This window comes from Citrobacter sp. Ce119 (assembly GCF_030334525.1).
Classification (GTDB): Bacteria; Pseudomonadota; Gammaproteobacteria; order Enterobacterales; family Enterobacteriaceae; genus Citrobacter; species Citrobacter europaeus.
Window position 1 is genome coordinate 20,890 of the sequence record NZ_JAOWDR010000055.1, and the last position, 26,301, is coordinate 47,190.

Here is a 26,301-nt window from a genome sequence, read left to right on the forward strand (position 1 = left end):
CCATGTCCGTTATGCAGACCCCGTCAATGGCAATAGAAACCCGCCATTTATATAAACGGTTCGGCGATGTTACCGCCTTAGATAATATCAACCTGCAAATAGTGCAGGGCGAGTTTGTCGCTATTATGGGCGCCTCAGGTTCAGGGAAAACGACACTGATGAATATTCTGACTTGCCTGGATACTGCAACAGAAGGTCAGGTATTTTTAGATGGGATAGATGCTGCCGCACTGGATGAAGAGGGGCGCCGCCGTTTTCGCGCAGAAAAAATAGGGCTGGTGTTCCAGCAGTTTCATCTGATCCCGTTTTTAACCGCGCTGGAGAATATCATGTTGGCACAGCACTACCACAGCGTTGTGGATGAAGCTGCTGCCAGAAAGGTTCTGGAACAGGTGGGGCTTGGACACCGGGTAACGCACCTGCCGAGTCAACTTTCCGGAGGGGAACAGCAACGGGTGTGCATTGCCCGGGCTCTGGTCAATGAACCGCCGGTAATTTTTGCCGATGAACCCACGGGTAACCTTGATGAAGAGAATGAACAGCGGGTGCTCGATCTACTCACAGATCTGCATCGTCAGGGGCGTACGATTGTGATGGTGACACATAACCCGGCGCTTGGGTTGTTTGCCGATCGTATTATCCGTCTGCAACATGGCAAATATCTGGGTGAGGAGGCTAATCAACATGCGCTGGATTAACATATTAACTCTCGCCACTTTGGTTCTGATTAGTGGATGTAAGGAAGAGAAGTTGGCGGTTGGACAGCAAGCCCCGGCGCTGGCAACATTCGACTTGCAGGGCGGAGAGGCCGGGCTTGAACGCTGGCGTGGAAAGGCTGTTTATCTAAACTTTTGGTCGGCGAGTTGCGGTGGCTGTCTTGCCGAAATGGACGCGCTGGAAGCGCTAAGTAAAAAGTGGGGTGATAAGGTTGTGGTGGTGGCAGTGAATACCGATCCGGCGACGGTTAAAATAGATGGCTTACTGGCGAAACATCAGGTTTCTTACCCGGTACTTCGCGATCAGCTTAAGATTTCCCAGGAGCGCTATCAGGTCATCGGTACGCCAACCTCTGTGTTGATTGACAGGGAAGGTCGCGTGCTGGAATTACACCAGGGGATGCGGAAATCATCTGAGTTAGATGCGACGTTTGCGCGCATGGCCGCCCGATGAACGCGATACAGAGAGAAACGCTATATGGCATTCCGGTGGAATAAAGAGAGTCTGGCCGTCCTGCATGAAAATGCAGGTGTTCTTACGACGGAGCAGATTGCACTGATGCTTCGCACCAATATTACGGTTGTGCGCAATATGGCGTATCGACTGAAACTCAGCCTGCGGGTATCCGCCTACAATCAAAAACGTATTGAGCAAGTACAAACTCTCTATACGTCTTCTGAACCATTAAATCTGAAAGAGATTGCAGCAAAAACCGGACTGACATTCAGTACGGTGCAGTACATTGTATATGTGAAATTAAAAAGTAAACCGTATACCAAACGGGAATACGTTTCCTTTGAAACTGACGATGCGGTTCATTATCGGATACAACGGGAGTTCATTGATACTGAACGTTCCCTTCTGCACAACATTCCAGATAATACACGCTTTCATCAATTGTACCTGACAGACGGAACTTTATATTCTGCACGTAATATTCGCAGCGAAGTGATTATCTCCGATTAATCGGATGGCATATTTCGTTACCCGACGAAGCAAGTATTCATATTAGCGTTTAACCTGGCTTATCTTTTTTTGTGGGAAAATAAAGAATGGCCAATGTATACGCGTATGAATCCGCTCTGGTGATGATGATTACCGCCACGTTTGTCCTCGCCGGGATGGTGAAAGGCGTTACGGGTATGGGATTGCCCACCGTGGCTATGGGGATCCTGGGGTCGCTTATTTCGCCGGTTGCCGCGGCAGCCATGCTGCTGTTGCCTTCACTGATTAGCAATCTTTTTCAGTTTGGCGGTGGCGGAAATACGCGTCAATTACTCAGACGACTATGGCCAATGCTGTTGACGGTGGTGGTAGCGACACTGCTTGCCAGCGCGTGGATTACCGGTGGCGACACCACCCGTACCCAGTTTGCGCTCGGCGTGGCGTTGGTGGCTTACGCTATCTGGACGCTGGCTGGAAAGAAAATCGCGGTGGCTCCGCAGCATGAAAAATCGTTTTCCCTCGTCATTGGATTTGTGACCGGCTTATTGACTGGCGGAACCGGCGTGTTTGTAATGCCCGCCGTACCCTGGATCCAGTCATTGGGGTTTGAGAAAGATGAACTGGTACAGGCGCTCGGGATCTCTTTTACGTTTTCGACCCTGGCATTGGCGCTTGGTTTGTGGTGGCACAATGCGCTGCCCGTACAGTCGCTAAGCTTATCGGCGTTGGCCATTGTTCCTGCGCTGATTGGTCAGTGGTTAGGAACCCGTGTGCGACGGGTTATTTCTCCTGTTGTGTTTAAACGCTGTTTTCTGTTTTGTCTGGTTGGGTTGGGTATGGAGATGATGTTGCGTGCGGCGTGACCGGTGCGGTGACTTTAGGGCGCTATCATGGCATCGTTACTTCAGGCATTCAGGGGCAAAGAGGTCGCTATGGCATCAGAGATGTTAAGTGAAGAAGAGGGCGCTCTGGAGTCGCGAATGGCGCTCACTGCGGCTGCTATGGCCGATAAATCGCGCTCGCGTATGCTGTGCGCCTTGATGGATGGCCGCGCCTGGACCGCAACCGAACTTAGCGCTGTGGCGGATGTATCAGCGTCGACTGCCAGCGCGCATCTGGCGCGTCTGTGCGAACAACGCTTTGTTGTGGCGCTTGCGCAGGGCAGGCATCGTTATTTTCGCCTTGCAGGTTCCGATATTGCTGAACTGCTGGAGCGTTTGATGGGGGTGGCGTGGGCGACATCAACGCCCCGCAAAATCACGACGCCGCCAGGCTTACGGCATGCACGAACCTGCTACGATCATCTCGCCGGGGAGGTGGCGGTGAGGCTGTTCGACACGCTGGTTTCCCGTCAGTGGTTAACGCCGGATGGTGAAACGCTAACGCCGCTTGGGCAGGAAAAGCTGGCCCAGATGGGGATTGTCCTGGCGACGGGTTCATCCCGGCGGAAGCTAACCTGCGGTTGTCTGGACTGGAGCGAACGACGTTTCCATCCCGGCGGCGAGCTTGGCGCATCGCTGCTACGCTGGATGACTGACCAGCGTTGGATAAAAACGGAACTCAATAGCCGACGCGTCACCTTCACTCCGCTTGGCATTCGCAAACTCGAAAGCGAGTTCGGTGTTAAAACGACACGGTAGATGGTTCGTTTTGCGAAAGCGTTCCCGGAAATATGTCATATTTCTGTCACACTCTGTTGTGATTGATAACAACAAGAGGTCGTAGGGATGAATAAATCGTTAATCGCCACAGCCGTGGCAGGCGCTGTATTATTGTCAGCCGCCGCGCAGGCGCAGACCGCGCCGGAAGGCTATCAGCTTATGCAAGTATTGATGATGAGTCGGCATAACTTACGCGCACCTTTAGCCAACAATGGCAGCGTCCTTGAGCAGTCGACCCCAAAACAATGGCCAGAATGGGATGTCCCCGGAGGACAACTCACCACCAAAGGCGGTGTGCTGGAAATCTATATGGGCCACTACATGCGAGAGTGGCTGGCAGAACAGGGGATGGTGAAATCGGGAGAATGTCCGGCACCGGATACGGTTTATACCTATGCTAACAGCCTGCAGCGTACGGTTGCTACGGCGCAGTTTTTTGTCACCGGTGCTTTCCCGGGGTGCGATGTTCCGGTCCATCATCAGGACAAAATGGGCACCATGGATCCCACATTTAACCCAGTGATCACTGATGATTCCGCCGCTTTCAGCCAGCAGGCCGTGCAGGCAATGGAGAAAGAGCGCAGCAAAATGCAGCTCAACGACAGCTATCAGTTGCTGGAGCAAATGACTGACTACAAAGACTCACCGTCCTGCAAAGAAAAACAGCAGTGTTCCCTGACCGATGCCAAAGATACATTTAGCGCGAAATACCAACAAGAGCCTGGGGTTTCGGGGCCGCTGAAGGTAGGGAACTCTCTGGTTGATGCCTTCACGCTGCAATATTACGAAGGCTTCCCGATGGACCAGGTTGCCTGGGGGGAGATTAAATCCGATCAGCAGTGGAAGGTTCTGTCGAAGCTGAAAAACGGCTATCAGGACAGCCTGTTCACCTCCCCGGAAGTGGCGCAGAACGTGGCTAAACCGCTGGTGAAATATATTGATAATGCGCTGGTTACTGAACGCGCGAAAGCGCCGAAAATAACGGTGCTGGTGGGGCATGACTCCAACATCGCATCGCTGCTCACCGCGCTGGATTTCAAACCATACCAGCTTCATGACCAGAACGAGCGTACGCCGATTGGCGGAAAGATTGTCTTCCAGCGCTGGCATGACAGCAACGCAAATCGTGATCTGATGAAAATCGAGTACGTGTATCAGAGCTCGCAGCAGTTGCGTAATGCAGACGTTCTGACGCTGAAATCCCCGGCGCAGCGCGTAACGCTGGAGCTGAAAGGGTGTCCGATAGATGCGGATGGTTTTTGCCCGATAGATAAGTTCGACAGCGTGCTGAATGAGGCGGCTAAGTAAAAGAAAAACTCCCCCGTGTTCGCGGGGGAGTCTGAGCGCTAAACGTTTTTACGTTCGATAGTCTGTTCACCCCAAAAGAGCGAATCTTTGTCTGTTTTCTCAAAGGCTTTGATGAGTACCTCGTCGCTACCTTCTTCCCAAATTTTTTCCGCCAGCTTCTCGTCATAATGCGCGACTTCAAAAATGGCTTCGGCTATTTCCGGCGATGTATTGCGCAGACTTGCCCATTCGCCGACGCGATGGGCTTTCGCTTCTTGAGTTGGCATTCGAATCCTCCTGTTGAAGATTAGCCGTTGAGTTTTACTGCCAGACCAGCGACATATTCACCCTGATAGCGGGCGATAGATAACTCTTCCTGACTTGGCTGGCGAGAGCCGTCGCCTCCGGCGATAGTGGTTGCGCCGTAAGGTGTACCGCCGCGAACTTGAGAGACATCAAACAGCTCTTGCGCTGCGTAACCGATAGGCACGATTACCATCCCATGGTGGGCAAGCGTAGTCCAGGTTGATGTAATGGTTTGTTCCTGACCGCCGCCGGTCCCTGTCGAGCTGAATACGCTGGCGAGCTTGCCGTACAAGCCGCCTGACGCCCACAGCCCGCCTGTCTGATCGAGGAAGGTGCGCATCTGACCGGACATATTGCCAAAGCGTGTAGGGGTACCAAAAATAATAGCGTCGTAATCAGCCAGTTCTTGCGGGGTTGCGACTGGTGCGTTTTGTGTTTTGCCACCAGCCTTAAGGAAAATCTCAGGCTGCATGGTCTCTGGTACGCGCTTAATAATCACTTCCGCGCCATTTACCTTATTTGCGCCTTCTGCGACTGCATGGGCCATAGTTTCAATGTGTCCGTACATGGAATAATAAAGCACCAGAACTTTTGCCATTTTACACTACTCCTCGAGTTAACCGTGTCCGTAGCGACTCGCTACCTACCTTTAAAGATATGACGTACTGTCAGGAGTGCAAATTTCACAATCACTTCTTTGATTTATAACAATTTTTATAACAACCTCTCTTGTTGCAAAATGATACATATTTAACCGGGTAAAATTCGGTAGTCATAAGAAAGACTTATTGATTTCTCAGTGTGACTATTTCTTGAACATCATCAATCCTGTTGCAGGATATTACAGTTAGCGGCCGCCCAGGCCACGCTTCACTATGCTTAATCCCACGCAGTTATTTTCAGGGCATAGCCCATAACGCTGCGTGAGGTATCACTCCTCAGTACCTATGCAATATGATGTCTAATCAATGACGGAGGTCAGTAATGGCAAACCATCGGGGCGGTTCCGGTAATTTTGCGGAAGACCGCGAAAGAGCATCAGAAGCAGGTCGAAAAGGTGGCCAGCACAGCGGGGGCAACTTTAAGAATGACCCGCAACGCGCTTCAGAGGCAGGTAAAAAAGGGGGCAAAAATAGCCACGGCAACAACAAATCGTAATTGTCGGGCTATCTGTCAGATATGTCGTGACGGCTGAAGTTCAGAGCCAGACGTTACGTAGCCACCTACCGCCGCCGGTTTGTTCCGGCGGTTTTTTTTGTCTGCAAGGTTGAACTGTAACAAAACGCAACGCAGACTAATGACATTCAGTTACTCGGGTGTCTCATGTCATTACTATCTCGTTATTCCTTCTCTGTTAAACCTCAGGAAGCGATCCTCATTGTGATCACCATGTTCTGGGGTGGCACGTTTCTGGCGGTGCAATATGCCGTTACCCTGAGCGGGCCTTTTTTCTTTGTTGGTGTCCGTTTTGCCACCGCCGCGCTGGCGGTCGCGCTTTTGTCTTTACGCACATTGCATAAGCTGACGTGGCTGGAAGTTAAAGCAGGCGTTGCGATCGGTATCGCAATTGCGCTGGGCTATAGTTTGCAAACCTGGGGGCTACAGTTTATTCCCAGTAGCAAATCGGCTTTTATTACCGCGATGTACGTGCCGTTGGTACCGCTTTTACAATGGCTGTGTCTGGGACGTATGCCCGGACTGATGCCGTGTGTCGGCATTGTGCTGGCCTTTATCGGGTTGATTTTTCTCGCCGGACCGGGAGGCAATTTGCTGGCTTTAGGCGAAGGCGAGTGGATAACACTTGCTGGCGCGGTGGCGATTGCGGCAGAAATTATCCTGATTAGCGCGTGGGCGGGAAAAGTGGATGTACGTCGGGTAACGGTAGTGCAACTGGCGACCGCTTCGGTAGTGGCGTTTATTGCGATGGGCCCGGCCAAAGAGACCGTACCGCCAATGTCTACCGGATTGCTGGTTGTGGCGCTGGGGCTCGGAATTTTCAGCGCGATTATTCAGGTCACCATGAACTGGGCGCAGCGCAGCGTTTCGCCGACGCGCGCGACGGTTATTTATACCGGTGAGCCGGTGTGGGCCGGGATTTTTGGTCGTCTGGCAGGTGAACGCTTACCTTTACTTGCCTTGCTTGGCGCGGCATTCATTATTGTTGGTGTGCTGGTCAGTGAGCTGAAGTTCAAAAAGAAAAAAGCGCAGCCGCAAGAGGCGCCGCCGGAGTCGCTTTAATTTAACCATTCACCGCGTGATTTGGTATGCTGACGCCCTCACAAGAAGGAGAGGGCGCATGGTCCAACGCGCAGAGAAAAAAACAGGTAAGCGCTCGCAGGCCGTCAGTGCAAAACGCCAGGCCATATTAACCGCGGCATTAAATATCTTCTCCCAATATGGGATCCACGGCACGCGTCTTGAACAGGTTGCTGAGCAGGCGGGCGTATCAAAAACCAATCTGCTTTATTACTACCCGTCAAAAGAGGTGCTTTATATCGCTGTTTTACGGCAAATCCTCGACATCTGGCTGGCTCCGTTGAAGGCTTTTCGCGAAGACTTTGCGCCGCTGGTGGCCATTAAAGAATACATTCGCCTTAAGCTGGAAGTATCGCGCGATTACCCGCAGGCCTCACGGCTGTTTTGTATGGAGATGCTGGCTGGGGCGCCTTTATTGATGGCTGAACTGGAGGGGGATCTTAAAACGCTGATTGACGAGAAATCCGCGCTGATTGCCGGTTGGATAAAAAGCGGAAAACTGGCTCCGGTCGATCCGCATCATCTGATTTTTATGATTTGGGCTTCAACCCAGCACTACGCCGACTTTGCCCCGCAGGTAGAGGCGGTGACGGGCGCAACGCTGCGTGATGAAGCCTTTTTTAACCAAACGGTGGAGAACGTACAGCGGATGATTATTGAAGGGATCCGCGTTCGTTAACTGGCTGGCGGCAACGGGCAGCTTAAATCACCCTCTTCACACTGTAACAGTGAGGCGAGAAACGCTTCGCGCTCGTTGGTTTTATCGGTCAGGCACTGGCTGGATATCATCGCCTGGGCGCTACCCCCTTCGGTGCCAGAACTGATTAACGCGCAGTCTGCATCGCGCAGGGTTATCCATGAGGTTTGCGCTTTTTTCAGTAAATCTCGCTGGGTTGGGGCGGCGCGCTTCAGCGCATTCTGATACGTTTCATTAAGTTTAGCGTCGGCCACCTTATATTGCTCTGCTGCACAGGTGTTCATCTCAATCTGCGTGTTCGCGTTGGCGCAGTCATCCGCCAGCGCCTGGCCGCTCAGCAGCAGCGCTGCACATGTCAGTACGATTCGTTTCATGCTTCCCTCTGACTTCATAAAAAAAGGCCCCGTTACCGGAGCCTTAATTAACCACAACCTTAGCCGATTGTCATCAGGCTGGCGTTACCCCCAGCCGCGGCGGTATTGACACTCAGGGAGCGTTCAATGTACAGCCTCTCTAGCAGAATATTGCTTTCGCCGCGGGCAAAGCCCTGGACCGACACGATCGCCCCTTCGCGGGCCGCCACGGCTTCGCACAGTGCGCGAAGCTGATCGGAATCGCCGTGGAAAATAACCGCATCAAACGGCTGGGTAGTGATGTTGTCCGCTTTGGCAAACTGAATGCGCCCGGAAACCGCGGTTGGCAAACGTTTTGCCAGGTCACGATGGAACGCATCATCTGGCCACAGGATTAAGCTCCCTACGGAAGCCACCGCAGCAAGCTGTACCAGCGCGTCCTGTTCATCATCAGCGATACACAGCACGCGTTCGCGCGGCAACAGTGTCCAGGTATTGCGTTCACCGGTTGGCCCAGGCAGCAGACGTTGGGTTCCGGCCTGCGACAGTTCGCCATACTGCTGGCAGAGAGCACGCAGCGATGGACGGTCGGTTGCCCATTCGCTGAGCGCTTCCAGCGGCTGAACAAGTGCAGCCTTAAGCTGCGCATCGACCGGATAGTCCGCATCCTGACGGGCAAGCGTAATGCCTAACGCATTTTCCGGACGGTTTGCCAGCAGGCGGTACAGATACAGCGGTCCACCCGCTTTTGGTCCGGTTCCTGACAAGCCTTCGCCACCGAATGGCTGCACCCCGACGACGGCGCCAACCATATTGCGGTTAACATACAGGTTCCCCACGTGTGCCGAGCCTGTGACCTGGGCGATGGTTTCATCGATTCGGGTGTGTACGCCCAGCGTCAGGCCGTAGCCGGAGGCATTGATTTGTTCAATCAGGTTGCCCAGATTGTTACGGGTGTAACGCACAACGTGCAGTACCGGACCGAACACCTCTTTTTGTAATTCGTCGAAGCTTTCCAGCTCGATAAGCGTCGGCGCGATAAAGGTACCGGTTTGCCATTCACGCGCATCGTCGCTGTTTTCGCGCGCGGCCTGGAACACCGGGCGTCCTTTGGCGCGCATGGCCTGAATATGGCGCTCAATATTGGCTTTGGCTTCTTCATCGATAACCGGCCCAATATCGGTGGTCAGGCGACCCGGGTTGCCCATACGGCATTCCGCCATCGCACCGCGCAGCATTTTCAGCGTATGATCGGCTATATCATCCTGCAGACACAGGACGCGTAGTGCGGAACAGCGCTGCCCGGCGCTGTCAAAAGCAGAAGCCAGAACGTCGACCACGACCTGTTCCGTCAATGCGGAAGAGTCGACAATCATGGCGTTCATCCCACCGGTTTCGGCGATAAGCGGGATTGGACGCCCCTGCGCATCAAGGCGGGTCGCGATATTGCGTTGCAACAGCGTGGCGACTTCCGTTGAGCCGGTAAACATGACGCCGCGTACGCGCTCATCGGAAGTGAGCTGCGCCCCGACGGTTTCACCCTGACCTGGCAGCAGTTGTACCACGCCCGGCGGTACACCCGCTTCGAGTAAAATAGCGATACCCTGGGCGGCAATCAGCGGAGTTTGTTCCGCAGGTTTTGCCAGCACGCTATTACCTGCCGCCAATGCGGCGGCAATCTGCCCGGTGAAAATAGCCAGCGGGAAGTTCCATGGGCTGATACAGACCACCGGCCCTAACGGACGATGGGTTTCATTATCGAAGTCATCGCGGACCTGACCAGCATAATAGTGCAGGAAGTCGACCGCTTCGCGCACTTCCGCAATGGCGTTGCTGAAGGTTTTACCCGCTTCGCGCACCAGGATGCCAATCAACTGCTGCATCTGACCTTCCATCACAACGGCGGCGCGATGCAAAATAGCGGCGCGCTCTTGTGGTGGGGTGGCGAACCAGATCGGCGCGTTATTTACCGCGTTCTGCAGCGCCTGTTCCACTTCGTTGTGAGTCGCTTCACGCACGTAACCGACAATGTCTTTCGGTTCGGCCGGGTTGACGACTGGCGTCATTTCACCGTCAGCAACCGGATGTTCGAGCATCGGTTTAGCGTGCCATTTTTGCAGCGCGCTGTTGAGCAGGGCAGAAGACAGCGAGGCCAGACGATGTTCGTTCGCTAAATCCAGCCCGCCTGAGTTTTCGCGACCTTTACCATACAGGTCACGCGGCAGGGCAATTTTCGGATGCGGCAGCCCGGCCTGGCCTTCCTGCTGCGCCAGTTTTTCAACGGCTTCGACCGGATCGGCCACCAGTTCATCCAGCGGCAGGGTAGTGTCTGCAATGCGGTTGACGAACGAGGTGTTGGCGCCGTTTTCCAGCAGACGACGCACCAGGTATGCCAGCAGCGTTTCGTGCGTGCCGACCGGTGCATAAATGCGGCATGGACGGTTCAGTTTGCCATCGGCAACTTTGCCGGTGACCTGCTCATACAGCGGTTCGCCCATGCCGTGCAGACACTGGAACTCATACTGACCCGGATAGTAGTTCTGACCGGCTAACTGATAAATTGCCGCCAGCGTATGGGCGTTGTGGGTGGCGAACTGCGGGTAGATCAGATTCGGTACCGCAAGCAGTTTTTTCGCACAGGCCAGATAGGAAACATCGGTGTACACCTTACGGGTGTAGACAGGATACCCTTCCAGACCGTCCATTTGCGCACGTTTGATTTCGCTGTCCCAGTAGGCGCCCTTAACCAGACGGATCATCAGGCGACGGCGGCTGCGCGTGGCGAGGTCAATCAGGTAGTCGATAACATACGGGCAGCGCTTCTGATAAGCCTGGATAACAAAGCCGATACCGTTCCAGCCCGCCAGTTCAGGTTCAAAGCACAATTTTTCCAGCAGATCGAGGGAGATCTCCAGTCGGTCGGCCTCTTCGGCGTCAATGTTGATGCCGATGTCGTACTGGCGCGCCAGCAGTGTAAGCGACTTCAGACGAGGATAGAGTTCATCCATTACGCGATCGTACTGCGCACGACTGTAACGCGGATGCAGCGCCGACAGCTTGATAGAAATGCCAGGCCCTTCATAGATACCGCGGCCATTAGAGGCTTTACCAATGGCGTGGATCGCCTGCTGGTACGAAACCATATAAGCCTGGGCATCGGCGGCGGTCAGAGCCGCTTCGCCCAGCATGTCGTAAGAGTAGCGGAAACCTTTTTCTTCCAGTTTACGCGCGTTAGCCAGCGCTTCGGCGATAGTCTCTCCGGTGACGAACTGCTCGCCCATCAGGCGCATTGCCATGTCGACGCCTTTACGCACCAGTGGTTCACCGCTCTTGCCGATAATACGGTTGAGTGAGCGTGAGAGGCTGGCTTCGTTATGCGTAGAAACCAGACGACCGGTAAACAACAGCCCCCAGGTCGCCGCGTTGACGAACAGGGAGGGGCTGCGTCCAATGTGCGACTGCCAGTTGCCGTTGCTGATTTTGTCGCGGATTAACGCATCGCGGGTTGCCTTATCGGGAATACGCAGCAGGGCTTCCGCCAGACACATCAGCGCGACGCCTTCCTGTGAAGAAAGGGAGAATTCCTGCAATAAACCTTGTACCATCCCGGCGCGGCCGCTGGCGGTCTTCTGGTTACGCAGTTTGTCGGCCAGATCGTACGCCAGTTTATGCGCTTGCTCGGCGATGGGTTGCGGCAGACGTGCCTGCTCCATCAGCATCGGCACTGCGTCGGTTTCGGCGCGGCGGTACGCGGCGGTAATTGCCGCGCGCGAAACTGACTGCGGCAGGATCTGTTCGGCAAATTCCAGGAAGGGCTGATGCGCTTCATTCTGCGGGGTGGTTGACTCCTCACCCTCATTCGCGGCACCCGCCAGCAGGGCTGGCAGCTCAGGAAGCGCGTCGTCATTTTCCAGTCTTTCGAGATAATTAAAGATGGCTTGTTTGATCAGCCAATGTGGCGTGCGATCGATTCGTGATGCTGCTGTTTTAATACGCTCGCGAGTGGCGTCATCCAGCTTAACCCCCATCGTGGTGGTTCCCATGCCGTTTACTCCTGTTGTACTTAAATACGGGGCTGATAGTTACCGAGAAATATCTACCATGTTGCAACTTTGTGCAACCGTGTTAAATGTGACTTGGTTTGCAAGCTTGGAAATGAATGAAATGTTAATAAATATGAGCGTTATGAAAGAGGCTGTAATAATTGCCGAATCTTTTTCTCTGCAGTAGTTAACACTTTTAAAAGGTGCAACCGTAAAAAGTGTGAGAGAGTGCAACCTACAGAAAAATGCTATCTACTCTGGATCAAATTTGATGTAAATGATGTGTTAAATCGATTGTGAATAACCATCGCTTCCGGCAGGATACGGTCGCCCTGGTAAACATAGATATCTTTGCCACGTTCCGGCAGGGTAATAAAACGGCAAGCCACGGCATTGCTGATACATAATTTTGGAGAGTTTTGATGGCTATTAGCACACCGATGTTAGTGACATTCTGTGTCTATATTTTCGGCATGATATTGATAGGGTTTATTGCATGGCGTTCAACCAAAAACTTTGACGATTACATTCTTGGTGGACGCAGTCTGGGTCCATTCGTGACCGCGTTATCCGCCGGGGCATCTGACATGAGCGGCTGGTTGCTGATGGGTTTGCCTGGCGCGATTTTCCTGTCGGGCATTTCAGAAAGCTGGATCGCCATCGGCCTTATTTTGGGCGCATGGATCAACTGGAAGTTGGTGGCCGGACGTTTACGCGTACATACCGAATACAATAACAATGCGCTGACGTTACCGGATTACTTTACCGGTCGCTTTGAAGATAAAAGCCGAATTCTGCGTATTATCTCCGCGTTGGTTATTCTGCTGTTTTTCACCATCTATTGTGCTTCAGGGATTGTGGCAGGGGCGCGTCTGTTTGAAAGCACCTTTGGCATGAGCTACGAAACAGCGCTGTGGGCGGGCGCGGCCGCGACGATCATTTATACCTTTATTGGTGGTTTTCTGGCGGTAAGCTGGACGGATACCGTCCAGGCCAGCCTGATGATCTTTGCTCTCATCCTGACGCCGGTAATGGTCATTATTGGCGTAGGTGGATTTGAAGATTCGCTGGAAGTGATTAAACAAAAGAGCATTGAGAACGTGGACATGTTCAAAGGGCTGAATTTTGTTGCCATCATTTCCCTGATGGGCTGGGGTCTGGGTTACTTTGGCCAGCCGCATATTCTGGCGCGCTTTATGGCGGCAGATTCCCACCATAGCATCGTTCATGCTCGTCGTATCAGCATGACCTGGATGATCCTGTGTCTGGCAGGTGCCGTGGCCGTAGGCTTCTTTGGTATTGCTTACTTTAACAACAACCCACAGCTTGCCGGTGCCGTTAACCAGAACGCCGAGCGTGTGTTTATTGAACTGGCGCAAATACTGTTTAACCCATGGATTGCCGGTATTCTGCTGTCTGCGATCCTCGCTGCGGTTATGTCGACTCTGAGCTGCCAGTTGCTGGTGTGCTCCAGCGCAATCACCGAAGATTTGTACAAAGCGTTCCTGCGTAAAAATGCCAGCCAGAAAGAGCTGGTATGGATTGGCCGCATCATGGTGCTGGTCGTGGCGTTGGTGTCCATCGCGCTAGCGGCGAATCCGGAGAACCGCGTACTTGGTCTGGTAAGCTATGCCTGGGCCGGCTTCGGCGCGGCGTTTGGTCCGGTAGTCCTGTTCTCCGTAATGTGGTCGCGTATGACCCGCAACGGCGCGCTGGCGGGGATGATCATTGGTGCGGTGACGGTAATCGTCTGGAAGCAGTTTGCCTGGTTGGGTCTGTATGAAATCATCCCGGGCTTTGTTTTCGGCAGCATCGGTATTGTGGTCTTCAGCCTGCTGGGTAAAGCGCCATCAACGGCTATGCAGCAACGTTTTGCCGAGGCTGATGCGCATTATCACTCAGCTCCGCCATCGCGTTTACAGGCAGAATAATCTGCCTTTGTCCTCAGGCTCGCTGTGTGCGCAATACCGTTCGGTTAAGCATGTATGGAGAACGTTTTACCCTGAATTAGTTTCCGTTCACCTTATGTGCATTGCTTCTCTGATATCGCTATACCTGTGAACGTGCAAGGGAGGCTCACCGCCGCCTCCCTTGCATCCCAGGCTCCCGGCGGGAAAATCGTCGCTGCGCGAGCTATTCGTCTTATGCCGTCTGCCTGTCGGGTCGGGGCCGAGCCTGCGTCCCTGCAGGCCGTCCCCTCTGTCCGCATCCCTGCGGACAGACCCGGTCAGCCGTCAACGCCTCATCGATTTTCAGCCGGACCGGGGTCATCGCTTCAACGCTCTGACTTTCAGCTAAATCTTTTTTGCTGTTCAAATATATTCAAATAAAAGTGCAGGAGGTCAGGTGTGGCTGGTCCGGCTGAAAAATGCCGACGTGTTTCCGTAAGGCCGGGAGAGCCAGCATGGATGCTGGCTCAGGGCGCGCTTTGCAGGGATGCTACCTCGCGCCCGGCCCGGTCGCCTGGAGGAATAAACGGAGGGGACCGCGGAGCGGCAATTTTCCCGCCGGGAGCCGGGATTGTAAAGGGCGTGGCGGAGAACGCCCTTTACACGTTCACAGGAATCGGTGCTTCAGAGAAACGATGTACATGAGGTGAACGGAATCCTTTCTCTGAAATAGCATGTTCATTACCTTCGCGAATACAGGTTGATGCTTTCTGATACACAGGCGTTAACTTAATGACATTGCCGCATGTGGGGGCTTTTATTACCTACGCTGCAAGCTCGCTATAACCGTTACCCGCCTAACTGTTTACATTAAGTCATCATTCTCAAAACATTCTGCTTGAGTTTTTCTTTACTGTAATGATAATCACTATCACTGTAATTTACTTTTCTTTTCATCAATTGACCGAGAATAACGTTTAAGGGTTCTTCGCATGTTTGTTCCATTTCTAATTATGTTGCGCGAAGGGTTAGAGGCCGCGCTGATTGTCAGCCTGATTGCCAGCTACCTGAAACGGACTCAGCGTGGTCGATGGATTGGTGTGATGTGGATTGGTGTTCTGTTGGCGGCGGCATTATGCCTGGCGTTAGGAGTTTTCATCAACGAAACCACCGGTGAATTTCCGCAAAAAGAACAGGAGCTGTTTGAAGGCATCGTGGCGGTCATTGCCGTGGTGATCCTCACCTGGATGGTGTTCTGGATGCGTAAAGTTTCGCGCAACGTCAAAGTCCAGCTTGAACAGGCTGTCGATAACGCGTTGCAGCGTGGCAACCATCACGGCTGGGCGCTGGTGATGATGGTCTTTTTTGCCGTTGCCCGTGAAGGGCTGGAGTCGGTGTTCTTCCTGCTGGCCGCATTCCAGCAGGATGTAGGTATCTGGCCGCCGTTAGGCGCGATGCTGGGACTGGCTACCGCAGTGGTACTGGGATACCTGATTTACCTCGGCGGCATTCGCCTCAACCTCGGGGCATTCTTTAAATGGACCAGCCTGTTCATTTTGCTGGTGGCTGCCGGTCTTGCCGCTGGGGCGATCCGCGCTTTCCACGAAGCCGGTTTGTGGAATCATTTTCAGGATGTGGCGTTTGACCTGAGCAGTGTGCTGTCGACGCATTCGCTGTTTGGCACATTGATGGAAGGCATTTTCGGCTATCAGGAAGCGCCAAGCGTGAGTGAAGTCGCTGTCTGGTTTATCTACCTGATTCCGGCGTTGATTATGTTTGCGCTACCGCCGCGTTCAGGCACTACGGCATCGCGTACCGCACCTTGATCAAAAAGCGATGCAGAATATCTTTTAGTTACAACATACTTATTTATAGGGCCAGGTTATGACGTTTAATTTTCGCCGTAGTGCGCTGCAGTTGGGTATTGCCGCGCTGTTTGCCTCCGCTTTTACTGCACAAGCCGCCGATATTCCGCAGGTGAAGGTCACGGTTAACGACAAACAATGTGAACCGATGACGATCACGGTAAACGCCGGGAAAACGCAGTTCATCATCCAGAACCACAGCCAGAAAGCGCTGGAGTGGGAAATTCTTAAAGGCGTTATGGTGGTTGAAGAGCGCGAAAACATTGCGCCAGGCTTTAGCCAGAAAATGACGGCTAACCTGCAGCCCGGTGAATATGATATGACCTGCGGTCTGTTGACTAACCCGAAAGGTAAACTGATCGTAAAAGGCAGTGCAACGGCGGATGCCGCACAAAGCGATGCTCTGCTGAGTCTGAGCGGCGCGATTACCGAATACAAAACCTATGTGACAGCCGAAACCGCGCAATTGGTTGCGGGGACCAAAGCCTTCACCGATGCGATTAAAGCCGGCGATCTGGAAAAAGCGAAATCGCTGTACGCGCCAACCCGTCAGCATTATGAACGTATTGAACCGATTGCTGAACTGTTCTCCGATCTCGACGGCAGCATCGATGCGCGTGAAGATGATTATGAGCAAAAATCCGCCGATCCCAAATTCACCGGCTTCCACCGCCTGGAGAAAGCGCTGTTTGGCGACAATACCACTCAAGGTATGGACAAGTATGCCGACCAATTAAACAGCGATGTTCTTGACCTGCAAACGCGTATTAGCGAGCTGGCTTTCCCACCGTCTAAAGTGGTTGGCGGGGCAGCAGGACTGATTGAAGAAGTCGCTGCCAGCAAAATCAGCGGGGAAGAAGATCGCTACAGCCATACCGATCTGTGGGATTTCCAGGCCAACGTTGATGGTGCGCAGAAAATTGTCGATCTCCTGCGTCCTCAGTTACAAAAATCCAATGCTGAGCTGTTGGCGAAGGTGGACGCGAACTTCAAAAAAGTCGATACCATTCTGAGCAAGTACCGTACCAAAGACGGCTTTGAAACCTATGACAAACTGACCGAAGCCGATCGAAATGCGCTGAAAGGGCCAATCACGACGCTGGCGGAAGACTTGTCGCAATTACGCGGTGTTTTGGGTCTGGATTAAGCACTATGCAGCAAGATAATGAAAACGGCGTGAGCGAACCGTCACGCCGACGTTTACTGAAAGGGATGGGCGCCCTGGGTGGCGCGCTTGCGCTTGCCGGAGGATGTCCGGTTGCCCACGCGCAAAAACCGCAAAGTGCACCGGGAACGCTGTCCCCTGATGCACGTAGTGAAGCGCAACCGTTTTATGGCCAGCATCAGGCGGGCATCCTGACGCCGCAGCAGGCATCGATGATGCTGGTGGCGTTTGATGTTCTCGCCAGCGATAAGGCCGATCTCGAACGTTTGTTTCGGTTGTTGACCAGCCGGTTTGCATTTCTGACCACCGGCGGACCGGCTCCGGATACGCCGAATCCACGTCTTCCCCCTATGGATTCAGGTATCCTCGGCGCATACATTGCGCCAGACAACCTGACGATGACGTTGTCAGTCGGCTCATCGCTGTTCGATGAACGCTATGGCCTGAAATCGCAGATGCCAAAAAAGCTGCAAAAAATGACCCGCTTCCCGAATGATTCACTGGACGCGGCGCTGTGCCATGGCGATATGCTGCTGCAGATTTGTGCCAACACGCAAGACACTGTCATCCACGCGCTGCGCGATATCATTAAACATACGCCCGATCTCCTCAGCGTGCGCTGGAAACGTGAAGGGTTTATTTCCGATCATGCCGCGCGTAGCAAAGGTAAAGAGACCCCGGTTAATTTGCTTGGCTTTAAAGACGGCACCGCGAATCCGGACGCTACGGATGCGAAGTTGATGCAAGACGTGGTGTGGGTTACTGATGGGCAGGGCGAACCTGCCTGGGCGCAAGGCGGAAGCTATCAGGCCGTCAGGCTCATTCAGTTCCGCGTTGAGTTCTGGGATCGTACGCCGCTGAAAGAGCAGCAAACGATTTTTGGTCGCGATAAACACACCGGCGCGCCGCTGGGTATGCAGCATGAGCACGATGTACCTGACTATGCCAGCGATCCCGAGGGTGAGGTGATTGCGCTCGACAGCCATATTCGCCTGGCGAATCCGCGCACGAAAGAGACCGACTCCAGCCTGATGATGCGCCGTGGCTACAGTTATTCGCTCGGTGTGACCAATTCCGGTCAACTGGATATGGGACTGTTGTTTGTCTGCTATCAACACGATCTGGAAAAAGGCTTTTTGACGGTGCAGAAACGCCTGAACGGCGAAGCGCTGGAAGAGTATGTCAAACCGATTGGTGGGGGATACTTCTTTGCTTTGCCGGGTGTCAAAACTGCAGATCGCTATCTGGGACAGTCTTTGCTCGAAGCCTGATAATTATGCCCCGTTGTACAGCGGGGCTTTTCCTGACATCTTGATGAATCAACAAATTATTTTTTATGATAGGTATGGAACTGAAATAATTCTGTCATCTCTGGGCAAGAAACTGTCTCTGGTGATAAGATAGAATTTAAGTTAACAGCAAGTAAAAATATTGTTGCATTAACGAAAGATTATGATGTAATTATAAGTAATAGCGGTAGTTCCCGGCGGTGATAGTCGTTCACTATGGAGATCGCGAATGGAAAAGTCCTGTATTGGACACGTTTTTCACAGTAGTCGCAGTACCTTACGCGGACGTTTCTCTTCCGGTAGCCTCCTCGTCACCGCTAAATCTCTCTCTCATTCACTTCTTATCCTTGTTACTGACGCCCTGTACGGTGCGCGTAGCTGTGCGTGGCGTCTTATCCGAAAGCAAGCAATGGCTTACAAGGAAGCCAACCCTCAGATGTTCGTGCGCATAATCGTGCCGCCAACGGCGCGTGTGATGTATACCTACAACTCAAGGTGCTATCCATGGGAAGACAAAAAGCAGTGATCAAAGCTCGTCGTGAAGCAAAACGTGTGCTGAGGCGGGATTCGCGTAGCCATAAGCAACGTGAAGATGAATCGGTCACCTCGCTTGTGCAGATGGGCGGCGTAGAAGCGATTGGTATGGCGCGTGACAGTCGCGACGCCACGCCAATCACGGCGCGAAATGAAGCTCAGGCGCACTACCTGAATGCTATTGAGAGTAAACAGCTGATCTTCGCCACCGGTGAAGCCGGGTGTGGTAAAACCTGGATCAGCGCGGCAAAAGCAGCAGAGGCTCTGATCCACAAAGACGTGGACAGGATCATTGTAACCCGTCCAGTTCTGCAAGCTGATGAAGACCTTGGCTTCTTACCTGGGGATGTTTCCGAGAAGTTTGCTCCCTATTTTCGTCCAGTGTATGACGTGCTGGTGAAACGTCTGGGAGCCTCCTTCATGCAATATTGCCTGCGACCTGAGATTGGTAAGGTGGAAATCGCGCCGTTCGCCTATATGCGTGGACGTACATTTGAAAATGCAGTGGTTATTCTTGACGAGGCTCAGAACGTCACTGCTGCGCAAATGAAGATGTTTTTAACCCGCCTCGGGGAGAATGTGACGGTGATTGTGAATGGGGATGTGACCCAGTGCGATCTACCAGCCCACGTTCGCTCAGGGCTTAGCGATGCGCTGGCCCGTTTCGAAGAAGATGATATGGTTGGGATTGTTCGTTTCAATAAAGACGATTGCGTCCGCTCTGCGCTCTGTCAGCGGACGCTTAACGCTTACAACTGATAAGTACGCCGTCTTCAAGGCCCGGGAAACCGGGCTTTGTTATTTGACGTTAACACATGACTTTCTTTTGCTGCTCCCGTAGCTGACGCAGGCCTGGTAAAACGGTTACTGTTTAGGCCGAATAAGGCTCTTGCCATTCGCTACTTGCGCTCTTTATTACCAGAATTGAGAGTATTTAAAATGCTGTGCGCAGTTCCTCCAACACATTGTATTCCTCATCAACTAAATACAGGGCTTTCCATTTATCAAAGGTCAGGCAGGGGTGGGACGTGCCAAAAACAATAATGTCACCAACCTGGATGTTGCAGCCTGGCGCCAGAGATAGCATACAGTGTTGATCCATTATTCCTGTACTGGTGATTGCACCGGATTGAAATGGCAGCGCTTTGCCATTGCGATACAGGGCTACCGGTTGGGGTAATCCTGCATCAAAAGCTGCATCACGTTTGCCAAAATTGACCACGGCAAGTGAAGGTTCCGGTACCGACTGCACCATAGCCATCAGTTCCAGGGCGGGGGCTAAATCGCCGCCCAGATGGCTGGCAATGCTGTCGCGTGCCATTAATTCCTTTTGCGCCTGCTGGTAAATACCATTGTCATGCGTAATGTAACAACCCGGACGAATAACTATCCGGCAATGGGAGGGGGTTTTTGCTGCCAGCCAGATGTTACATACCACGTCATACCAGACGGTACCTGCGCCAGTGAGAACAAACTCGCCGTCGACATATTTTTCCATCTGACACGCCAGCAGCGCGGCGTCGCAAAGCAGCGTTTCAATTTGCGGCTGGGGATCGTGGCTGTGCAGCACGCCTTCATATAGTTCCAGTCCACGCAGGCGCAAACCTGACATCTGTGAAATTTCGGCGGTAAGCGCGAGCGCTTCTGCGGTCGTGCGGCATCCGCTGCGCCCGCCAGAAACACCCAACTCGACCAACACATCCAGCGTTTGCTGACGCTCGTTAAAGAATCTGGCCAGTGTTCTGGCATTGTCCAGGCTGTCGACCAGACAGAGATAATCAGCGTCCGGATATGTGTTTTTTAACTGTGAGACCAACAGCATGTTGGCTTTGCCCACCAGTTGGTTGGCCATCAGCACCCGCTGGATACCACATGCCATGGCCGCCTGCGCCTGCCAGGCGCTCCCTACGCCAATTGCCCATGCGCCCGCTTGCTGCTGCTGACGGAATATCCATGGAGTCATGGATGTTTTCCCGTGGGGAGCCAACGATACGCCTCGGGTATCTGCGTAACGCTGCATCCACAAAATATTGTTCTCCAGCGCCTGGGCCTTTATCACCGCGGCGGGCAAACAAACATCCTCATTCAGCACGCAGGCCCGGGCGGAAGAGGGGGTCAGCATAATGGCTGATTTATGTGCGGCAACTGTCATTCTGCGCTCCTTACGGGCGTTGCGTTCGAACGTGGCGTATGGCTGGTATTTTCACGTTCATCAGTGATCATTTTTAGCACCTCTTCACGGGAGAGCTTATTCTGCGGCGTCAGCAACGTTACCACCACGGCGGCAACCAGGCTGACAGACAGCGCAGGAATCACCGGATTACCTAATGCTTTTGACCATACCGGTGAAAGGATCACCGCCAGCGAGGTCAGGCTTCCTCCCAGCAACGCGGCGATGCAGCCCTGCCAGTTAAAACGCAGCCAGAATTTGCCCAGTAATACGGTGACGCACATACCGGACATGATCATCGAGATCATTTTGGTGATGTAGCCAATGATATCGTTCGAGGTCAGGGCAAAAACCAGTGCCAGCGCGATGACGCACAGCAGGAAAATACGTGACAGGTTAATTGCTTTTTCCGGCGGCGGCATTTTGCCTGTCACCATGGTGTATATATCACGCAGAATAATGGAAACCCCGGCGATGGCATCCGAGCTGCCGGATGACAGGTTAGCGGACATCCCTGCTATTAACACCACCATGGCCAGAACATACGGGAGCGAGTTTGTCGCATAGAGGAATGCAAAACTCGGATTTTCAAGACCAGGATCCATCACATGGGTAGCCATACCGATAATCGCGGGAAGGAAAGAGAATCCCATGTACAGCAGACCCGTTATCACAAACGATTGACGAATCGCGCGGGTCGAGGCCGCAGAGTATATGCGCTGGCGGTATGATGGCGTTGCCAGCACGCCAATGCCAATAACGATCGACAGCGAAATGGCGGGGAGAAGTCCCAGTTTGCCGATCCCAAACAGCGTGAATGCCTGTGGATCGGTCTTTGCGACCACGACATCCCAACCGCCGACGTAGCTGACGGACATTGCTGCTAACATGATAAACCCAAGGAACAGAACAATGGATTGCAGCGTGTCGATCCACGAGACGGCTTTGTATCCGCCAATTCCGACGTAGAAAATAAAACCCACGGCGATAATAATTTTTGCTGTGGTGATATCGATGTTCGCTGCCCATGCTAAATACAGGCCGCCGCCGAGGATATGCGCGCCCAACCAGCCAATCGATGCGAGAAAAATCAACAGTGCCACCAGATTTTTGACGATTCGGCTACCACCTGTGTAATAGCAGATCTCCTCGCTCATGGTCATGAAGCGCATTTTGCGAACGGGCGCAAATAGCCAGGCTGTCAGCAGGATCCCCGTCGCGCCGCCAATACCGTACAACATTCCCGCCCAGCCGTTACTGTAGCCAAAGCTGACAGCGCCGATGCTGGAACCTGTGCCAACCATTGTACCGACGGTCGAACCCAGGGTTAACAGCATGGGTAACTTTCGCCCGCCGAGAATAAAATCCTCCCCGGTTTTTTGATGGCGAGTCACGTACCAGCCAACAAACATCATGGCGAAGGCGTAGATCAAAAACCACATCAGGAAATTTTCGTGTAGCATAATAGATCCTTGTTACTGAAGAGTGATCGTCAACAGTCAGCTTTTGAATTTTGAGTTGAAGCAGGTGATGTCTACTTCGACCATACAGTCGACGACCAGGTCGGCAACGCAGCACACGCGAGCCGGTGGATGTTCGGCAAAGAAGCTTTTAAAGACCTTGTTGAACGACTGGAAGTAACGGGCATCGGTAAGAAACACCTTCATATGCACGATATCTTCTTTGCCGAACCCGGCTTCAGTCATGATGTCGAGGCAGTTCTGAATGGCCTGCGTTGACTGCGCAACGATGCCGCCATCGATGATTTCACCATCGACCATTGGCGTTTGGCCTGAGACATACAACCAGCCGTCGGCAGCAACCGCTCTGGAAAAGGGTAATGCTTGTCCGCCAGTCCCTTCAGAGCCTTCAGTTCCGTATCGTTTAATCATTTTTATCTCCCGTTATTGTTCTTTTCTGCTTAAGAATTTGCCTGCGCGCAGGCCTGTCATTTGCTTATGGCTCCAGGTAAGGACGCCGTTAACGAACACGTGTTCAATCCCGTCGGCTGTCTGCTTAGGGTTCTGGAAGGTGCCGGTTTCGTTGATTTTCTGCGGATCAAAAATGACAAGGTCAGCGAAATTACCTTCCCGGACCAGTCCACGTCCCGTCAGGCCAAAACGCCAGGCGGACATGCCTGTCATCTTGTGAATGGCCGTGGTGAGTGGAAAGAGCTTCTCGTCGCGACTGTAGTGGCCGAGAACGCGTGGAAAGGTTCCCCATAAACGTGGATGTGGGTTGGGGTCGCACGGCAGACCGTCTGAGCCCACCATTGATGAGGGGTGTTGTAAAACCCGGCGAACATCGTCCTCGTGCATCTGAAAATAGATTGCGCCAGCAGGCTGCAACCGGGCTGCTGCGTGGTGAATATCTGTCTCCCACTGTTGCGCTATCTGTTGCAGTGTTTTACCGGACATCTCCGGATACGGTGTGGACCACGTGATCAGGATGTCGTAGTCCTCAGTGACTTGTTTCAGGTCGAGGTTGGAAGAGCCAGCTCGGTAAGGATAGACATCGCAGTTGATCTCCTGGCGTTGCTGATATTTCTCGATCAACGCAAGCGTTTCAGTGGTTCGTCCCCAGTTATTGGCACCTGCACATTTATGATGGGAGATCTGAACGGGAACCTGGCCATGACGACCGACCTGGAATGCTTCCAGCATGGCATCGATAATACCGTCGTATTCTGTGCGCATATGGGTGGTATAAAGGCCCTGATGTTCAGCGAGTAGTTCGGCGAGCGCGCAGATCTCTTCTGTAGAAGCATTAACGGCATTGCCATACGAAAGACCTGTACTCAAACCCAAGGCACCCTGCTGCAGGGCCTGATTAAGCGTCTCGCGCATACTGTTGATATTGTTTTCGTTGGCGGGTTCAAGCAGTGATTCCACGCAGTTATTGCGCAGCGTGGTATGACCAATCAGCGTGGCAACATTCACTGAAGGAGTTACAGCATTGATGCGCTCACGATAACGGGCAACGTCCGGGTAGTGAAACTCGTCCAGTTCACCCAGCAAATTGATTGGGTCTGGCACCTCATCTTTTAGGGTTGCGCAGGCGGCGCTGATACCGCAATTTCCGACAATAATGCTGGTGACGCCCTGGGACGTCTTCTCGATATAGTCTGGTTTTCTGATGACAACCAGATCGTCATGGGTATGGACATCAATGAACCCTGGGGACAGCACTAACCCGCGACAATCAATAATATTTTCTGCAGCGGTGGTGATGGATGGCGCGATAAGGACAATCCGATCCCCTTCAACCGCGACATCAGCCTGGTATTCCGTATTTCCTGAACCATCAACGACGGTGGCGTTTTTGAACAACCAGTTAATCTTCATATGTGCTCCATAGTTCGGGAGGATTGGGTAATAAAATGCTGATAGGCGGCGATAAAAGACTGCGCCTGTTGCTGGGTGCGAGTGGGGGATTGTCCGGCACGATAGAGATCGCTGCCGAGCCCGGCTCCAGCACAGCCTGCGTCAAGATAGAGTTGAATGTTGTCTGGCGTGATCCCGCCAACCGCATACAGCGCGGTATGTGAGGGCAGGACAGATTTCAGTGCCCGTACATAATCCGGTCCAAACTGGCTGGTGGGGAAAAGCTTGATTTGCTGAGCGCCGGCATCAATGGCACTGAATGCTTCCGTTGGCGTCGCGCAGCCCGGCAGAACCTGCATCCGATGTTCCAGTGCCCGGCGAATCACATCGGGTCTGGTATTCGGGGTGACAATCAGCTGGCAACCTAATTGCGCCAGGCGGTCCACATTTTCTACGTTGAGGACAGTACCCGCCCCGATTGTGGCCTGCTCGCTATATGTATGAACGGCCTGCGCGATGCTGACTTCCCATTGTGGAGAATTCAGCGGAATTTCAATCGCGCGGAAACCAGCCGCAATCAGTAAAGGAATATGGATATCAATTTCTTCAGGCCGTATGCCGCGCAAAATAGCGACAAGGGGGGCGATGTTATGGTTATTCATGTTGGAATTCCCTGATGTAGGACACTGGAAAATGGCGGCTGGCTAACGGTGTGGCGGCAGAGAATTGTTTCCATAAGGGCGAGGGCGCCAACGCCAGATAGAGGGCGCTGAGGATCGTCGTCTGCCTGTACAATGCTGCCGGTAAAAAAAGAATCGGTAGAAATCAGCGATGCCAGCGCTTCTTTAAGCACCTGTTTACCGCTGATGATGATGTTTGTTTCAGGTGAGAGATTCAGGGCCATACTCTGCTTTATCGCCTGCAGGTCAGAGTAAAGTGTTGCCCCCAATAAATAACTGGCTCTCTGGTTATGCGTGGACTGAGTAAACAGATCGAGCAGTCGCACGGTGAAGCAACTGCGCGCCAGCCCTACCCGGCGGCAGGATGCAGCCCCTTTTAGCAGGTAGTCGTTGTCCAGTTTGGTGACAAACTGGCCGTCGAGTGAATTCGCCAAAATGGTCTGATGAGTGAGGACATCCAAAAGCTCTCCTGCCATTGTGGTAACGCAACTGACGATCTGCTTTTTTTCATCCGTCAGAATAAACTTGGAGTGGGAACCGGGAAGCACGATCAGTGCCGGCCCTTTGACGTTGTGTTGCATCAGCAGACCAAATGTTTCAACTTCTTCGCCACGCATAACGTCCATGGCATCAATGTTTTCGACATCTACCGTAGCCACCGCATTTTTAACGCCAGGAATAAACCAGATGGGGTGTGCTGAAACTTCTGGGATTGTATGCGCAACGGTTCCCTCAACCAGGTCGTTGAATGAGACCGGTACGCTGAGGTGCGGGACGCAATAGAGTCCAACGTCTGACGTGATCATCCCTGACGCCACAATTTCATAAGGTTCGCTGATACCTGCCAAAGCGCAATCCAGGGCTTTTTTTACACCGTTAATCAGCTTGTTTTGATTTCCGGTTATCGCCGTATCACGCACTCCGACGGACTCACTGGTATCTGAAATTACCCGGCTATCCTTCCAGACACGGACTCGTGTGTTGGTCGTACCGGCGTCGATAGTGACAATAAGCATGCCGTTTCCCCTGCGTGAATTTTGTTTGGAATGACGTTCCGTTTATTTGAGGTTATTGATCAATTAACGGAATGTCATTCCGTATTTTTTGATTTGGTGATAGGA

At 52.9% G+C, this 26,301-nt stretch carries 24 protein-coding genes; 14 read left to right on the forward strand and 10 right to left on the reverse strand.

What is annotated here, in order from left to right; genetic code table 11:
• Nucleotides 1–2 precede the first annotated feature (2 nt).
• The 6 genes from OGV80_RS14735 (at nucleotide 3) to agp (ending at nucleotide 4,631) form a co-directional block, all read left to right on the forward strand.
• Complete coding sequence (locus OGV80_RS14735) at nucleotides 3–698, forward strand: ABC transporter ATP-binding protein (RefSeq protein ID WP_075144860.1); 696 nt, start codon at nucleotides 3–5, stop codon at nucleotides 696–698.
• Complete coding sequence (locus OGV80_RS14740) at nucleotides 685–1,170, forward strand: TlpA family protein disulfide reductase (protein WP_047412195.1); 486 nt, start codon at nucleotides 685–687, stop codon at nucleotides 1,168–1,170. The genes OGV80_RS14735 and OGV80_RS14740 overlap by 14 nt, the downstream gene beginning before the upstream one ends.
• Nucleotides 1,171–1,194: 24 nt before the next feature.
• Complete coding sequence (locus OGV80_RS14745) at nucleotides 1,195–1,683, forward strand: hypothetical protein (protein WP_043015852.1); 489 nt, start codon at nucleotides 1,195–1,197, stop codon at nucleotides 1,681–1,683.
• A gap of 86 nt (nucleotides 1,684–1,769) precedes the next feature.
• On the forward strand, nucleotides 1,770–2,525 hold the full coding sequence (locus OGV80_RS14750) for a sulfite exporter TauE/SafE family protein (RefSeq protein ID WP_043015853.1): 756 nt from the start codon (nucleotides 1,770–1,772) through the stop codon (nucleotides 2,523–2,525).
• A 69-nt stretch (nucleotides 2,526–2,594) separates the two neighbouring features.
• Nucleotides 2,595–3,302: an ArsR/SmtB family transcription factor gene (locus OGV80_RS14755; protein WP_043015854.1), complete on the forward strand. Its 708-nt coding sequence runs from the start codon at nucleotides 2,595–2,597 to the stop codon at nucleotides 3,300–3,302.
• 87 nt (nucleotides 3,303–3,389) lie between these two features.
• Nucleotides 3,390–4,631: a bifunctional glucose-1-phosphatase/inositol phosphatase gene (gene agp / locus OGV80_RS14760; protein WP_043015855.1), complete on the forward strand. Its 1,242-nt coding sequence runs from the start codon at nucleotides 3,390–3,392 to the stop codon at nucleotides 4,629–4,631.
• A 38-nt stretch (nucleotides 4,632–4,669) separates the two neighbouring features.
• On the opposite strand, the gene OGV80_RS14765 is transcribed toward agp, so the two are convergent.
• Both OGV80_RS14765 and wrbA read right to left on the reverse strand, forming a co-directional pair.
• Complete coding sequence (locus tag OGV80_RS14765; protein ID WP_003036015.1) at nucleotides 4,670–4,897, reverse strand: YccJ family protein; 228 nt, start codon at nucleotides 4,895–4,897, stop codon at nucleotides 4,670–4,672.
• A 20-nt stretch (nucleotides 4,898–4,917) separates the two neighbouring features.
• The gene (wrbA, locus tag OGV80_RS14770) at nucleotides 4,918–5,514 is read right to left on the reverse strand and encodes an NAD(P)H:quinone oxidoreductase (RefSeq protein WP_075144859.1); all 597 of its coding nucleotides are present in this window, start codon (nucleotides 5,512–5,514) and stop codon (nucleotides 4,918–4,920) included.
• Between the two features lie 386 nt (nucleotides 5,515–5,900).
• Here wrbA and OGV80_RS14775 point away from each other — a divergent pair, with 386 nt between their 5' ends.
• From OGV80_RS14775 to rutR, 3 genes are all read left to right on the forward strand, one after another.
• Nucleotides 5,901–6,074, forward strand: coding sequence for a con-10 family general stress protein (locus tag OGV80_RS14775; protein WP_003036022.1), 174 nt, complete (start codon nucleotides 5,901–5,903; stop codon nucleotides 6,072–6,074).
• 165 nt (nucleotides 6,075–6,239) lie between these two features.
• Nucleotides 6,240–7,154, forward strand: a complete 915-nt coding sequence (locus tag OGV80_RS14780; RefSeq protein ID WP_080625411.1) for a DMT family transporter — start codon at nucleotides 6,240–6,242, stop codon at nucleotides 7,152–7,154.
• Between the two features lie 58 nt (nucleotides 7,155–7,212).
• Nucleotides 7,213–7,851 carry an HTH-type transcriptional regulator RutR gene (gene rutR, locus OGV80_RS14785; RefSeq protein WP_043015857.1) on the forward strand — a complete coding sequence of 213 codons (639 nt, stop codon included), beginning with the start codon at nucleotides 7,213–7,215 and terminating at the stop codon, nucleotides 7,849–7,851.
• Here the strand turns inward: rutR and OGV80_RS14790 are convergent.
• The gene (locus OGV80_RS14790) at nucleotides 7,848–8,243 is read right to left on the reverse strand and encodes a lysozyme inhibitor LprI family protein (protein ID WP_043015858.1); all 396 of its coding nucleotides are present in this window, start codon (nucleotides 8,241–8,243) and stop codon (nucleotides 7,848–7,850) included. The two genes, rutR and OGV80_RS14790, sit on opposite strands and share 4 nt — an antisense overlap.
• Before the next feature lie 59 nt (nucleotides 8,244–8,302).
• Entirely contained in the window at nucleotides 8,303–12,265 is a 3,963-nt protein-coding gene (putA, locus tag OGV80_RS14795) for a trifunctional transcriptional regulator/proline dehydrogenase/L-glutamate gamma-semialdehyde dehydrogenase (RefSeq protein WP_087052682.1), read from the reverse strand.
• Between the two features lie 422 nt (nucleotides 12,266–12,687).
• On the opposite strand from putA, the gene putP reads away from it, so the two are divergent.
• The 5 genes from putP to phoH all read left to right on the forward strand — a co-directional run bounded on the left by putP (nucleotide 12,688) and on the right by phoH (nucleotide 19,766).
• Nucleotides 12,688–14,196, forward strand: coding sequence for a sodium/proline symporter PutP (gene putP, locus OGV80_RS14800; protein ID WP_032936247.1), 1,509 nt, complete (start codon nucleotides 12,688–12,690; stop codon nucleotides 14,194–14,196).
• A 950-nt stretch (nucleotides 14,197–15,146) separates the two neighbouring features.
• Nucleotides 15,147–15,980, forward strand: a complete 834-nt coding sequence (gene efeU / locus OGV80_RS14805) for an iron uptake transporter permease EfeU (protein WP_043015860.1) — start codon at nucleotides 15,147–15,149, stop codon at nucleotides 15,978–15,980.
• A 58-nt stretch (nucleotides 15,981–16,038) separates the two neighbouring features.
• Nucleotides 16,039–17,166, forward strand: coding sequence for an iron uptake system protein EfeO (gene efeO / locus OGV80_RS14810; RefSeq protein WP_087052680.1), 1,128 nt, complete (start codon nucleotides 16,039–16,041; stop codon nucleotides 17,164–17,166).
• Between the two features lie 5 nt (nucleotides 17,167–17,171).
• The gene (efeB, locus tag OGV80_RS14815) at nucleotides 17,172–18,455 is read left to right on the forward strand and encodes an iron uptake transporter deferrochelatase/peroxidase subunit (protein WP_043015862.1); all 1,284 of its coding nucleotides are present in this window, start codon (nucleotides 17,172–17,174) and stop codon (nucleotides 18,453–18,455) included.
• Between the two features lie 522 nt (nucleotides 18,456–18,977).
• A complete protein-coding gene (phoH, locus tag OGV80_RS14820; protein WP_003036052.1) occupies nucleotides 18,978–19,766 on the forward strand; it encodes a phosphate starvation-inducible protein PhoH in 789 nt (262 codons plus the stop codon).
• Nucleotides 19,767–19,941: 175 nt separating this feature from the next.
• Here phoH and OGV80_RS14825 read toward each other — a convergent pair whose 3' ends face one another.
• The 6 genes from OGV80_RS14825 to OGV80_RS14850 are packed head-to-tail and all read right to left on the reverse strand — an operon-like array spanning nucleotide 19,942 to nucleotide 26,196.
• Nucleotides 19,942–21,159, reverse strand: a complete 1,218-nt coding sequence (locus tag OGV80_RS14825; protein WP_043015863.1) for an amino acid deaminase — start codon at nucleotides 21,157–21,159, stop codon at nucleotides 19,942–19,944.
• Nucleotides 21,156–22,640, reverse strand: coding sequence for a sodium:solute symporter family protein (locus tag OGV80_RS14830; RefSeq protein WP_047412169.1), 1,485 nt, complete (start codon nucleotides 22,638–22,640; stop codon nucleotides 21,156–21,158). The genes OGV80_RS14825 and OGV80_RS14830 overlap by 4 nt, the downstream gene beginning before the upstream one ends.
• 36 nt (nucleotides 22,641–22,676) lie before the next feature.
• On the reverse strand, nucleotides 22,677–23,069 hold the full coding sequence (locus tag OGV80_RS14835; RefSeq protein WP_043015865.1) for a RidA family protein: 393 nt from the start codon (nucleotides 23,067–23,069) through the stop codon (nucleotides 22,677–22,679).
• 12 nt (nucleotides 23,070–23,081) lie between these two features.
• Complete coding sequence (locus OGV80_RS14840) at nucleotides 23,082–24,521, reverse strand: N-acyl-D-amino-acid deacylase family protein (protein ID WP_043015866.1); 1,440 nt, start codon at nucleotides 24,519–24,521, stop codon at nucleotides 23,082–23,084.
• Nucleotides 24,518–25,162 (reverse strand): 2-dehydro-3-deoxy-6-phosphogalactonate aldolase, encoded by a 645-nt coding sequence (locus OGV80_RS14845; RefSeq protein WP_051642646.1) that lies wholly within the window; start codon nucleotides 25,160–25,162, stop codon nucleotides 24,518–24,520. The genes OGV80_RS14840 and OGV80_RS14845 overlap by 4 nt, the downstream gene beginning before the upstream one ends.
• Entirely contained in the window at nucleotides 25,159–26,196 is a 1,038-nt protein-coding gene (locus OGV80_RS14850) for a 2-dehydro-3-deoxygalactonokinase (RefSeq protein WP_075144853.1), read from the reverse strand. Before OGV80_RS14850 ends, OGV80_RS14845 begins: the two co-directional genes overlap by 4 nt.
• Nucleotides 26,197–26,301: the final 105 nt, after the last annotated feature.

Excerpts from the sequence above, each read along its gene's own strand:
- OGV80_RS14735 (WP_075144860.1), top strand. The coding sequence starts at position 3 with ATGTCCGTTATGCAGACCCCGTCAATGGCAATAGAAACCCGCCATTTA.
- OGV80_RS14740 (WP_047412195.1), top strand. The coding sequence starts at position 685 with ATGCGCTGGATTAACATATTAACTCTCGCCACTTTGGTTCTGATTAGT.
- OGV80_RS14745 (WP_043015852.1), top strand. The coding sequence starts at position 1,195 with ATGGCATTCCGGTGGAATAAAGAGAGTCTGGCCGTCCTGCATGAAAAT.
- OGV80_RS14750 (WP_043015853.1), top strand. The coding sequence starts at position 1,770 with ATGGCCAATGTATACGCGTATGAATCCGCTCTGGTGATGATGATTACC.
- OGV80_RS14755 (WP_043015854.1), top strand. The coding sequence starts at position 2,595 with ATGGCATCAGAGATGTTAAGTGAAGAAGAGGGCGCTCTGGAGTCGCGA.
- agp (WP_043015855.1), top strand. The coding sequence starts at position 3,390 with ATGAATAAATCGTTAATCGCCACAGCCGTGGCAGGCGCTGTATTATTG.
- OGV80_RS14765 (WP_003036015.1), bottom strand. The coding sequence starts at position 4,897 with ATGCCAACTCAAGAAGCGAAAGCCCATCGCGTCGGCGAATGGGCAAGT.
- wrbA (WP_075144859.1), bottom strand. The coding sequence starts at position 5,514 with ATGGCAAAAGTTCTGGTGCTTTATTATTCCATGTACGGACACATTGAA.
- OGV80_RS14775 (WP_003036022.1), top strand. The coding sequence starts at position 5,901 with ATGGCAAACCATCGGGGCGGTTCCGGTAATTTTGCGGAAGACCGCGAA.
- OGV80_RS14780 (WP_080625411.1), top strand. The coding sequence starts at position 6,240 with ATGTCATTACTATCTCGTTATTCCTTCTCTGTTAAACCTCAGGAAGCG.
- rutR (WP_043015857.1), top strand. The coding sequence starts at position 7,213 with ATGGTCCAACGCGCAGAGAAAAAAACAGGTAAGCGCTCGCAGGCCGTC.
- OGV80_RS14790 (WP_043015858.1), bottom strand. The coding sequence starts at position 8,243 with ATGAAACGAATCGTACTGACATGTGCAGCGCTGCTGCTGAGCGGCCAG.
- putA (WP_087052682.1), bottom strand. The coding sequence starts at position 12,265 with ATGGGAACCACCACGATGGGGGTTAAGCTGGATGACGCCACTCGCGAG.
- putP (WP_032936247.1), top strand. The coding sequence starts at position 12,688 with ATGGCTATTAGCACACCGATGTTAGTGACATTCTGTGTCTATATTTTC.
- efeU (WP_043015860.1), top strand. The coding sequence starts at position 15,147 with ATGTTTGTTCCATTTCTAATTATGTTGCGCGAAGGGTTAGAGGCCGCG.
- efeO (WP_087052680.1), top strand. The coding sequence starts at position 16,039 with ATGACGTTTAATTTTCGCCGTAGTGCGCTGCAGTTGGGTATTGCCGCG.
- efeB (WP_043015862.1), top strand. The coding sequence starts at position 17,172 with ATGCAGCAAGATAATGAAAACGGCGTGAGCGAACCGTCACGCCGACGT.
- phoH (WP_003036052.1), top strand. The coding sequence starts at position 18,978 with ATGGGAAGACAAAAAGCAGTGATCAAAGCTCGTCGTGAAGCAAAACGT.
- OGV80_RS14825 (WP_043015863.1), bottom strand. The coding sequence starts at position 21,159 with ATGACAGTTGCCGCACATAAATCAGCCATTATGCTGACCCCCTCTTCC.
- OGV80_RS14830 (WP_047412169.1), bottom strand. The coding sequence starts at position 22,640 with ATGCTACACGAAAATTTCCTGATGTGGTTTTTGATCTACGCCTTCGCC.
- OGV80_RS14835 (WP_043015865.1), bottom strand. The coding sequence starts at position 23,069 with ATGATTAAACGATACGGAACTGAAGGCTCTGAAGGGACTGGCGGACAA.
- OGV80_RS14840 (WP_043015866.1), bottom strand. The coding sequence starts at position 24,521 with ATGAAGATTAACTGGTTGTTCAAAAACGCCACCGTCGTTGATGGTTCA.
- OGV80_RS14845 (WP_051642646.1), bottom strand. The coding sequence starts at position 25,162 with ATGAATAACCATAACATCGCCCCCCTTGTCGCTATTTTGCGCGGCATA.
- OGV80_RS14850 (WP_075144853.1), bottom strand. The coding sequence starts at position 26,196 with ATGCTTATTGTCACTATCGACGCCGGTACGACCAACACACGAGTCCGT.